Source organism: Micromonospora sp. NPDC051196 (assembly GCF_040682415.1).
Taxonomy (GTDB): domain Bacteria; phylum Actinomycetota; class Actinomycetes; order Mycobacteriales; family Micromonosporaceae; genus Micromonospora.
The window spans coordinates 1-10,062 of sequence record NZ_JBFBAY010000036.1; the positions used below are offsets into that span (position 1 = coordinate 1).

Sequence of the window (10,062 nt, forward strand, 5' to 3'; positions counted from 1 at the left end):
CCGGGGGGGGGCGGGGCGGGGCGGCGTCCCCGGCCGCCGCCGCCCCCCGAGCCGACCCTGACCGTCGGCTCGGTCGACGCGGCGATCGACGAGATCGCCGCCGTGCGCGGCGCCGGATCTCAGGCGCGTCGCCGCGCGCTGGTGCACGCCCTCTACGCGGCGGCGACCGTCGACGAGCAACGTCTGCTGACCGGGCTGTTCCTCGGCGAACTGCGCCACGGCGCCCAGGCGGGGCTGCTCGCCGACGCGATCGCCCGGGCCGCCGGGGTGCCGGTCGCCGCCGTACGTCGGGCGTTGCTGCTCGCCGGCGACCTGCGGGAGGTGGCGGTGGCCGCGCTCGCCGGTGGGGCCGCCGCGCTGGCTGGCTTCGGGCTGCGGGTCGGGCGGCCCCTCGCGCCGATGCTGGCCCAGAGCGCGTCGTCGGTCGACGAGGCGTTGACCGCCACCGGCACGCCCGCCACGGTCGACGTCAAGCTCGACGGCATTCGCATCCAGGTGCACCGCAGCGGGCCGGACATCGCCGTGTTCACCCGCAGCCTGGACGACATCACCGTCCGGGTGCCCGAGGTGGTCGCGGCCGTGCGGGCCCTGCCGGCCCGGGAGTTGGTCCTCGACGGGGAGGCCATCGGGCTGGACGAGACCGGTCGACCGCTGCCCTTCCAGCAGACCTCCAGCGCCGCAGCCCGCCGCGCCGGCTCAGCCGAGGCCGGGTCGGCCGAGGCCCGGTCGGCGGGTGCCGGGTCGGGGGCGCCGGTCGCCCCGGCGGTACGCGCCGCCGCCGCGCGTACCGGCGAGACGGTGCTCACGCCGTACTTCTTCGACCTGCTGCACCTGGACGGGACGGATCTGATCGATCTGCCGGGCCGGGAGCGGTGGGCGGCGCTGCGGGGCACGGTCGATGCTGCGCTGCTGGTGGGGCGGATGGAGGTGGACGGGCCGCAGCGGGCCGGCGAGGCGTTCGCGGCCGCACTCGACGCCGGTCAGGAGGGTGTCGTGGTCAAGGCACCCGAGGCCCCGTACGAAGCGGGTCGGCGCGGCTCGGCGTGGATCAAGGTGAAGCCTCGACACACCCTGGACCTGGTCGTGCTCGCCGTCGAGTGGGGCAGTGGCCGACGCACCGGCTGGCTGTCCAACCTGCACCTGGGAGCGCGTGATCCGCGTACCGGCGACTTCGTCATGCTCGGCAAGACGTTCAAGGGGCTCACCGACGAGTTGCTGCGCTGGCAGACCGAACGCTTCCTCGGCCTGGCGGTGGAACGGGGGGACTGGGTGGTCCGGGTTCGTCCCGAGCAGGTGGTGGAGATCGCCTTCGACGGCGTACAGACCAGTCCGCGCTATCCCGGCGGTGTGGCGCTGCGCTTCGCTCGGGTGGTGCGCTACCGGGAGGACAAGTCCGCCGCCGAGGCCGACACGATCGACACGGTCCGCGCCATCCACGCCGGCCGTCCGCCCGCTGCGCCCTCGTAGTGGCGGTGGTCAGGCGGGGGAGGGGTCGGCGGCGCGGTCACGAGGCCGTTCGTCGGTCACCCCGGCCAGGCGGCGGGCCTCCCGGCGGGCGATCCAGCCGAAGCCGAACACGGTCATCGCCCCGAAGATCCACCACTGTACAACGTAGCCCAGGTTCTGCCAGTTGTTGGCGTGCCCCACCGGCACCGCCTTGAACACCGGGTCGGCGGCCGGGGTCTGCTCGTCGAGCAGCACGTACCCCCCGTGCAGCGGGTACGGCAGTTCCGGGGCGAGCTGCGGCAGCGAGACCCGCCGACTCTCCAACCGGCCGTCGCGTCGGGACACCTTGGCGTCGCCGCTCTCACTCGCGCGCACCCGGCCCTCGACGGTCACCTCGCCCGCCGGGGTGGCCGGCATCTCCGGCTGGGCCAACGCGCCACCCGGGGCCGGCGGGATCCAACCCCGGTCCACCAGTACGGCTGTGCCGTCGGCCAGCACCAGCGGAGTGAGCACCTCGAAGCCGACCTTGCTGTCGACCGTACGGCCCCGGACCAGCACGACGTTGCCGGTGTCGTACCGGCCGGTCAGGGTGACCCGGGTGAAGGTCCGTTCCTCGGCCGGCGGCGGCCCGACCGTGCCGGGGCCGCCGGCCGGCGCGGGCAGTGCCTCACGCAGCGGCACCGCCGCCATCCGCAGGCCGGCGTCGATCCGCTCATTGATCGCGGTACGGCCCCGGTAGCGGTCCAGCTGCCAGTTGCCCAGCAGCACCATCACCGTGGCGGCGACCAGAGTCAGCGCGAGGATGCCCAGCCAGCGTGGCGTCAGCAGGAACCGGTACACGCTACGAGGCTACCCGGTCGGCCGTCGCCACTTCGTCGCACCGCCGGTCGGTGGTGGCGCAGCGTACCTGCACCGGTGCGGTGGCGGGGATGGTCGGGACGCCGGAATGGGAGGGGTACCGGCCGGTGCGTGCCAGTCGTCCGGTTCGGCTATCGTCACGCGGGCGGAGCGCGCCGACGCCTCCGCACGCCGTCCGTCCGCGAGGAGTCGATGATGACCGTCGTGCCGCGTCTGGTGCTCAGCGCCCCCTCGTCGGGGCACGGCAAGAACGCGTTGGCGATCGGCCTGCTCGCCGCGTTCGCCGACCAGGGAATCGACGTGGCCGGCTTCAAGATCGGCCCGGATCAGGTCGACGCCGCGTACCTCGGTCTGGCCGCCGGCCGTCCCGGGCGCAACCTGGACCCGCGTCTGGTCGGCCCGGAACGGCTCGCCCCGTTGCTGCTGCACGGCGCCGCCGGCGCCGACCTCGCGATCGTGCAGGGCAGCATGGGCCTGTACGACAGCCTCAGCGGCCGTGCCGAGACCGAGTCGACGGCCGCGGTCGCCACCGCGCTGCGCAGCCCGGTCGTCCTGGTGGTCGACGTCGCCGCGATGGGTCAGTCGGTGGCGGCCCTGGTGCACGGCTTCCGGGCGTACGACGAGCAGTTGTGGATCGGTGGCGTCATCCTCAACCGGGTCGCCTCCTCCCGGCACGAGGCGCTGCTGCGCGAGGCGCTCGACGACATCGGCGTGCCGGTCTACGGGGCGCTGCGCCGGCAGGATCTGCCTTCGGTGCTGCCGTCGCGGCGGCACGGTGTGATGCCGGTGGTCACCGGCGCCGGCGAGGCCAGCCGGGCGGTCCGCCGACTCGGTGAAGCGATGGCCGCCACCGTCGACCTGGAGCGGCTGCTCGGGTTGGCCCGCTCCGCGCCGACGCTGGGCATGGCGCCCTGGTCACCGCAGCCGTCGGGTGCCGACGACACGGCGGCCCCGCCACCGGGCGCGAACCGCCCGGTCGTCGCGGTGGCCGGCGGGCCCGGTGGCACCTTCAGCCACGTCGAGACGATCGAGTTGCTGCGGGCGGCGGGGGCCGAAGTGGTGACGGTCAACCCGCTGACCGACGAGGCACTGCCGGCCGGTACCCGCGCGTTGGTGGTCGGTGGCGCCCTGCCCGAGTCGTACGTCGAGCAGTTCTCCGCCAACCGGCGGCTCTGCATCGCGGTTGCCGAACTGGCCCGCACCGGGCGGCCGGTGGTCGCCGAGGGCGCCGGCCTGCTCTGGCTGGCTCGCGAGGTGGACGGGCTGCCCATGTGCGGTGTGCTCGACGCCATCGGCAGCCTCCGCGACGGACTGGTCGTCGGATACCGGGAGGCGACCGCCCAGAGCGACAGCGTGATCACGGTTCGCGGTGAGGTCGTCGTCGGGCACAAGGAACACCGTGGCGTGCTCTCCCCTCGGGGTGGCCCGCGTCCGGCCTGGAGTTGGGCGGGTGGCGCCCCGGAGGGGTTCGTCTGGCGCGGGGTGCACGCCTCCCAACTCGTCCCGCACTGGGCCGCGTACCCGCACCTGGCGACGCGGTTGGTAACTGCCGCGCTGGCCGGGTCCGCCGCCGTCCCGAGCGGGCCTGACACAGCTCCGAGCGGGCCCGGTGCCGTTCCGAGCGGTCCCGACACGGTTCCGAGCCCTCCGGCCGCTGTCCCGAGCGCGCCGGCCACCGTCGCGGACGGCCCGGCCCCCGAACCGGGCGCCGGGCCGGTGGTCAGCCGACTATCCGGTCCGATGGTGGGATGAAGTCCCGGGCGGGTTTGCCCTTGAGCGCGTCGCGGAGCGTGTTGGCCACCGCGGCGATCGGGATCTGCGACTGGCCGTCGCCTACCGCGTTGAACGGGTTGTCCGGGTCGGAGATGAAGCTCGCCGCCGCCAACTCCGGGGTGTAGCCGACGAACCAGGCCGACCGGGTGCTGTCCGTGGTACCGGTCTTGCCGGCCACCGGGCGGCCCACCGTGCCCCGCACGCTGTCCGCCGTCGACCAGCCACCGCATCCGCCCTTGGCCGGGGTGTCACCGGTCGGGCAGCGGGCGGCGTCGGTGGCGGCCCGAGCGGCGTCGGCGCTGACCACCTGGCGGCAGCGGGGCTTGGCGACCTCCCGTTCGATGCCACCGGGAGTCTTGAAGGTCGCCGGGGTTCCGTCCCGGTTGTAGATCGCGGACACCGGCATCGCCTCGCAGTACCGCCCGTCTGCCGCGACAGCGGCGTACGCGTTGGCCATCTCCAGCGGGGTGGCGTCGGAGACGCCCAGGGTGAACGCGCCCCACTTGTTGGCCCTCGACGGGGAGGCGTGCTCCCGGTCCACGTCGGTACGCCAGCGCAACCCCAGCTGTTCGGCGAGCCGGACGGCCCGCTCCGCGCCGACCTGTTCCTCCAGCCAGACGAAGTAGGTGTTCACCGATTTGCCGAAACCGGACCACATGGTCTGCATGCCGCTCATCGCGCCGCTGGCGTTGGTCGGTGCCCAGCCGTCGTACACCTTCGACTGGTACCGGTGCGGCGAGTTGAACGTGGTGTTCAGGGTCATGCCGGCGTCCAGCGCGGCCAGCATGGGGAACATCTTGAACGTCGATCCGGCCTGGTAGCCGGGCAGGTCGCCGCCGCCCATCAGGGGCGCCACCGTGTTCGGGTAGTTGGCCCGCACCTTGGGTCCCGCTTCCGGGTTGGAGCTGAGCGGGTTCTCGTCCACCTCCAGCGAGTAGGTGCGGTTCACCGCCATCGCCTTGACCCGTCCGGTGCCCGGCTCGGCGACCACGATGCCGTTGGCGAACGGGCTGCCGGTGTTGCCCTTGGTGCCGACGTTCTCCTCGGCCGCCGCCTGGATCTTCGGGTCCATGCTGAGCACGATCCGGTAGCCGCCGCGCCGCAGCTTGTCCAACCGTTCCAGCCGGTTGTCGCCGAAGGCCGGCTGCGCACTCCACCAGTTCTTGAGGTAGTCACAGAGGAAGCCCCAACTGTTCCACTTCTCCGGCACCGAGGCGCAGTCGTTCGGCGGGTAGGTCAACCGCAGCCGGATCGGCTCGGTCTTCGCCGCCGCGACCGAGTTGGGGGACATGTAACCGAGTCGGGCCATGTTGTCCAGCACGTAGTTGCGCCGTGCGGTGGCCTCCTTCTGGTCCGAGCTGGCCGGGTCGTACTGGGAGGGGGACTTGACCAGGCCGGCGAGGGTGGCCGCCTCGACGGGTGTGAGTTCCTTCGGGGTCTTGGAGAAGAAGATCTCGCTGGCGGCGTAGATGCCGTACGCCCGGTGCCCGAAGTACGCCGAGTTGAGGTAGCGCTCCAGGATGTCCTCCTTGCTCAGCTCCTTCTCCAGATCGACCGCCATGCGCATCTCCTTGACCTTGCGGATCGGGGTCTGCGCGGTGGCCTCCTGCACCTCCTTCGGGGTGCCCGCACTGTCCCGCAGCGCCATCCGTACGTACTGCATGGTCAGCGTGGAGGCGCCCTGGGAGACGCCGCTGGATCGGGCGTTGGCCACGAAGGCACGGGCGACGCCCTTCGGGTCGACGCCGTGGTGCCGGTAGAAGCGGTTGTCCTCGGCCGACACGATCGCCTGCTGCATGTGCGGCGAGATGTCCGACAGCTTGGTGTACTGCCGGTACTCCTCGAAGAACATGGTCAGCACGGTCTTGCCGTCGGGCGCGTAGAGGTAGGAGGTCTCGGCGGGCAGGGCGGTGGCCAGCAGTCTGGTCTTGTTCTCCACTGCGTGCGCGGTGGCCTTGGCGCCGACGCCGGTCAGGGCGACCACGGGGTACGCCACGGCGGCGACGACGATGCCGGCGATCAGCCCGGCGCGGAGGAGAGGAACGAAACGACCAGCGGCAGCAAGGGGTCGATTGCTCACACCGATAAGTTATGACATTTCCGAATCATCCGTGAGAAATACTCATGAAGTGATCAATGGTGATGCGGCCCACCCCTCGGGTTGCTGTCCCCCGTGCCAGCTTCCCGGCAGGATCGCGGACATGCACGCACCACTGACCCCGGCCACCCGGCGGCACCCGTCGGCCGCCGAGCCGGACCTCACCCATCACGGTGACGCGGAGGTGGGCGCGGGACTGATCGACCTAGCCGTCAACGTACGGCGTGCGCCGATGCCGAGTTGGCTGGCCGAGCCGATCACCACGGCGCTGACCGACCTGGCGGCGTACCCGGATCCGGGGCCGGCGCGAGCCGCCGTGGCGGCCCGGCACGGGCGGCCACCGGCCGAGGTGCTGCTGACCGCCGGTGCCGCCGAGGGGTTCGTGCTGCTCGCCCAGGCGCTGCGCGGCATCCACCGGCCGGTGGTGGTCCACCCGCAGTTCACCGAGCCGGAGGCCGCGTTGCGGGCGGCCGGGCACCAGGTGCAGCGGGTGCTGCTCGACCCGGCGGACGACTTCCGGCTGCACCCGGAGCGGATCCCCGCCGACGCCGACCTGGTCATGATCGGCAACCCGACCAACCCGACCTCGGTGCTGCATCCCGCCGCCACCCTGGCCACCCTGGCCCGGCCGGGTCGCGTGCTGGTGGTCGACGAGGCCTTCGCCGACACCACCGCCGCGCCCGGTGCGGCCGGCGAGCCCGAGTCCCTGGCGGCCCGCCGGGACCTGCCCGGCCTGCTGGTCGTCCGCAGCCTCACCAAGACCTGGGGGCTGGCCGGACTGCGGATCGGCTACCTGCTCGGCGAGGCAGCGCTACTGCACCGGTTGGCGGCCGTACAACCCCTCTGGGCGGTGTCCACGCCCGCCCTGGCCGCCGCGACCGCCTGTGCCGGCCCCACGGCGGTCCAGGCCGAGCGCGCCATCGCCGCGCAGCTCACGGCCGACCGCGAACACCTGGTCGCCCGCCTGTCGGCCCTGCCCGGGGTACGCGTGGTCGGGCGTCCGGCCAGCGCGTTCGTACTGATCCACCGGCCGGGTGCGGACCGGATCCGCGCCGTGCTGCGCGAGCGTGGTTGGGCGGTACGCCGGGGAGACACCTTTCCCGGACTCGGCCCGGACTGGCTGCGGATCGCGGTGCGGGACCGGGCCTGCACCGACGCGTTCATCGAGGTACTGGCGGAGATTCTGGAGGCATGATGCTGGAGACCACGATCGCGGCGATCGGCCCGCTCGACGAGTCTGCGATGAGTACGGCCCGGCAGTTGCAGGCCCGGCTGACCAAACCGGCTGGCTCGCTCGGCCTCCTGGAGGACCTGTCCGTACGCCTCGCCGGCCTGGCCGGCACCTGTCCGCCGCCGCTGCCCAGCCCGGCGGCCGTGGCCATCTTCGCCGGTGACCACGGCGTGCACGCCCAGCGGGTGACCCCCTGGCCGCAGGAGGTCACCGGCCAGATGGTCGGCAACTTCCTGGCCGGCGGCGCGGTGGTCAACGCGTTCGCCCGGCAGGCCGGCGCCACGGTGACCGTGGTCGACGTCGGGGTGGCCACCCCCCTGCCCACCCCCGACCTCACCGCCGCCGACCACCAGCCGGCGGGCGGCGCGGCAGCGGACGGTGCGGCGCCGGGCGGTGCGAGCGTCTCTACACCAGGTGGGGTCAGCGACCACGGCCGCGACGATGTGCCGCGACTGGTCGACGCCAACGTCCGGCGGGGTACCCGGGACATGACCGTCACCGCCGCGCTCACCCGCGACGAGGCGAGGTCCGCCGTCGAGGTCGGTATCCGGATCGCCGGGGAACTGATCGACGGCGGGGCGGCGCTCCTGATCACCGGCGACATGGGGATCGCCAACACCACCCCGGCCGCCGCGTTGATCGCCGCGTTCACCGGGGTCGACGCCGCCGAGGCGACCGGTCGGGGCACCGGCGTTGACGACCCGACCTACCAGCACAAGATCGAGGTCGTTCGGGCGGCACTGCTGCGCCACGCACCCGACCCGACAGATCCACTGGGCGTGCTGGCCGCCGTGGGCGGGCTGGAACACGCCGCGCTGACCGGGCTGCTCCTCGGTGCCGCCGCGCGTCGCGTACCGGTGCTGCTGGACGGGGTGATCGCGGTCTCCGCCGCGCTGGCCGCCGCGGCCTTCGCCCCGGACGCGGTCAACGCGATGATCGCCGGTCACCGCTCCGCCGAGCCGGGCGCCACCGTCGCGCTGCGGCGACTCGGCCTCACCCCGCTGATCGACCTCGGTCTGCGGCTCGGCGAGGGCACCGGTGCGCTGCTCGCCCTGCCCGTGGTCACCGGCGCCGTCCGGGTGCTGCACGAGGTGGCGACCTTCGACTCCGCCGGAGTGGCCGAGAAGTGAGCAGTCCCTACCCTCTCGGGCTCCGGCTGACCGACCGGCGGGTCGTCGTGGTGGGCGGGGGAGCCGTGGCCACCCGACGGGTACCGGCGCTGCTCGATGCGGGCGCCGACGTCCTACTGGTGGCGCCGGAGATCAGCCCGGCGCTGCACGCCCATGCCGATGCCGGCCGGCTGCGCTGGGTACCGCGCCGGTTCAGCCCCGACGACCTGGACGACGCCTGGCTCGTACACGTCGCGATCGACGACCCGGACGCCGCCGCCACCGTCAGCGCCGCCGCGGCGCAGCGCCGCATCTTCTGCGTACGCGCCGACGACCGGGAGGCGGCGACCGCCTGGACCCCGGCGGTGACCCGGCACGGCCCGGTCACCGTGGCCGTCCTCGGCGGCGGCGACCCTCGCCGCGCGATGACCGTCCGCGACGCCATCCGCACCCTCCTGCGTGAAAGGAAGGGCCCCCTGTTAACGCATTCGGTAGAGCAGGGGGCCCCTGTTAACACTCCGACCGGTGCACCCGGCAGAGTCGCCCTGGTGGGTGCCGGGCCGGGCGACCCGGAGCTCATCACGGTCCGTGGCTGGCGGCTGCTCACCGAGGCCGACGTGGTGGTCGCCGACCGGCTGGTGCCCGGCCTGCTGCTCGACGAACTGCGCACCGGTGTGGAACTGGTGGACGCCTCGAAGATCCCGTACGGCCCGGCCCGCACCCAGGAAGAGATAAACCGGATCCTGGTCGACCGGGCCCTGGCCGGCGCCTTCGTGGTCCGCCTCAAGGGCGGTGACCCGTACGTCTTCGGGCGCGGCGGCGAAGAGTTGCTGGCCTGCGCGGCAGCCGGCGTACCGGTGACCGTGGTGCCCGGCGTCACCAGTTCCGTTGCCGCCCCGGCGGCGGCCGGTATCCCGGTCACCCATCGGGCGGTGGCGCACGAGTTCACCGTGGTGTCCGGGCACGTCGCGCCCGACTCCCCGGCCTCCCTCGTACGTTGGGACGCGTTGGCCGCGCTGCGCGGCACGCTGGTGATCCTGATGGGGCTGAAGAATCTGTCGGAGATCACGGCCACCCTGCTCGAACATGGACGGCCGGCGGAGACACCGGCTGCGGTGGTGCAGGAGGGCACCACCGGGGCGCAGCGGACCCTGCGGTCGACGCTCGGTTCGGTGGCTGCGGACGTGGCGGCTGCGGGGGTGCGGCCGCCGGCGGTTGTGGTGGTGGGGGATGTGGTCGGGGTGCTGCCCCTCGTCTGAGGGGCTGGGGTCGTGGTTGGAGGGCCTTGTTCGTTGGTTGCGGTGGGGCTGGGGCGACCGTCCCCGGCTCCGGGCGGTCAGGCTTGATCCCTGCGCCGGGCACGGTCGCCCCAGCCTGACCTGGTCAGGCGTCGTCGGGTCGGTGCGACAGTCGGTGGGGGTGGTGGTGTAAGGAAGGGGCCGCCGGCACCTGTTCTGTGGGTGGGGACGGCTGTTGGCCGGCACCCGGGTTGCGGGTGCCGGCCAACACCCCAACAGTAAAGGTGCCCCCCAGGAGTGTATATAGAG

At 73.2% G+C, this 10,062-nt stretch carries 7 protein-coding genes; 5 read left to right on the forward strand and 2 right to left on the reverse strand.

Annotated elements, in window-relative coordinates; translation table 11 throughout:
• Positions 1 to 1,467 (forward strand): ATP-dependent DNA ligase (locus AB0M35_RS28895; RefSeq protein ID WP_363749354.1); only part of this gene is annotated, 1,467 nt, incomplete at its 5' end.
• Between the two features lie 9 nt (positions 1,468 to 1,476).
• Here AB0M35_RS28895 and AB0M35_RS28900 read toward each other — a convergent pair.
• Positions 1,477 to 2,286, reverse strand: coding sequence for an SURF1 family protein (locus AB0M35_RS28900; RefSeq protein WP_363749355.1), 810 nt, complete (start codon positions 2,284 to 2,286; stop codon positions 1,477 to 1,479).
• A 213-nt stretch (positions 2,287 to 2,499) separates the two neighbouring features.
• On the opposite strand from AB0M35_RS28900, the gene AB0M35_RS28905 reads away from it, so the two are divergent.
• Positions 2,500 to 4,056, forward strand: coding sequence for a cobyrinate a,c-diamide synthase (locus AB0M35_RS28905; RefSeq protein WP_363749357.1), 1,557 nt, complete (start codon positions 2,500 to 2,502; stop codon positions 4,054 to 4,056).
• Here AB0M35_RS28905 and AB0M35_RS28910 read toward each other — a convergent pair.
• On the reverse strand, positions 4,025 to 6,157 hold the full coding sequence (locus AB0M35_RS28910; RefSeq protein WP_363749359.1) for a transglycosylase domain-containing protein: 2,133 nt from the start codon (positions 6,155 to 6,157) through the stop codon (positions 4,025 to 4,027). The genes AB0M35_RS28905 and AB0M35_RS28910 overlap by 32 nt on opposite strands.
• Positions 6,158 to 6,278: 121 nt before the next feature.
• On the opposite strand from AB0M35_RS28910, the gene cobC reads away from it, so the two are divergent.
• The 3 genes from cobC to cobA are packed head-to-tail and all read left to right on the forward strand — an operon-like array spanning position 6,279 to position 9,774.
• Positions 6,279 to 7,370 carry an Rv2231c family pyridoxal phosphate-dependent protein CobC gene (gene cobC / locus AB0M35_RS28915; RefSeq protein WP_363749361.1) on the forward strand — a complete coding sequence of 364 codons (1,092 nt, stop codon included), beginning with the start codon at positions 6,279 to 6,281 and terminating at the stop codon, positions 7,368 to 7,370.
• Complete coding sequence (locus AB0M35_RS28920; protein WP_363749363.1) at positions 7,370 to 8,536, forward strand: nicotinate-nucleotide--dimethylbenzimidazole phosphoribosyltransferase; 1,167 nt, start codon at positions 7,370 to 7,372, stop codon at positions 8,534 to 8,536. The genes cobC and AB0M35_RS28920 overlap by 1 nt, the downstream gene beginning before the upstream one ends.
• A complete protein-coding gene (gene cobA / locus AB0M35_RS28925) occupies positions 8,533 to 9,774 on the forward strand; it encodes a uroporphyrinogen-III C-methyltransferase (protein ID WP_363749364.1) in 1,242 nt (413 codons plus the stop codon). Before AB0M35_RS28920 ends, cobA begins: the two co-directional genes overlap by 4 nt.
• The last annotated feature ends 288 nt before the right edge of the window (positions 9,775 to 10,062 follow it).

Excerpts from the sequence above, each read along its gene's own strand:
- AB0M35_RS28920 (WP_363749363.1), top strand. The coding sequence starts at position 7,370 with ATGCTGGAGACCACGATCGCGGCGATCGGCCCGCTCGACGAGTCTGCG.
- cobC (WP_363749361.1), top strand. The coding sequence starts at position 6,279 with ATGCACGCACCACTGACCCCGGCCACCCGGCGGCACCCGTCGGCCGCC.
- AB0M35_RS28905 (WP_363749357.1), top strand. The coding sequence starts at position 2,500 with ATGACCGTCGTGCCGCGTCTGGTGCTCAGCGCCCCCTCGTCGGGGCAC.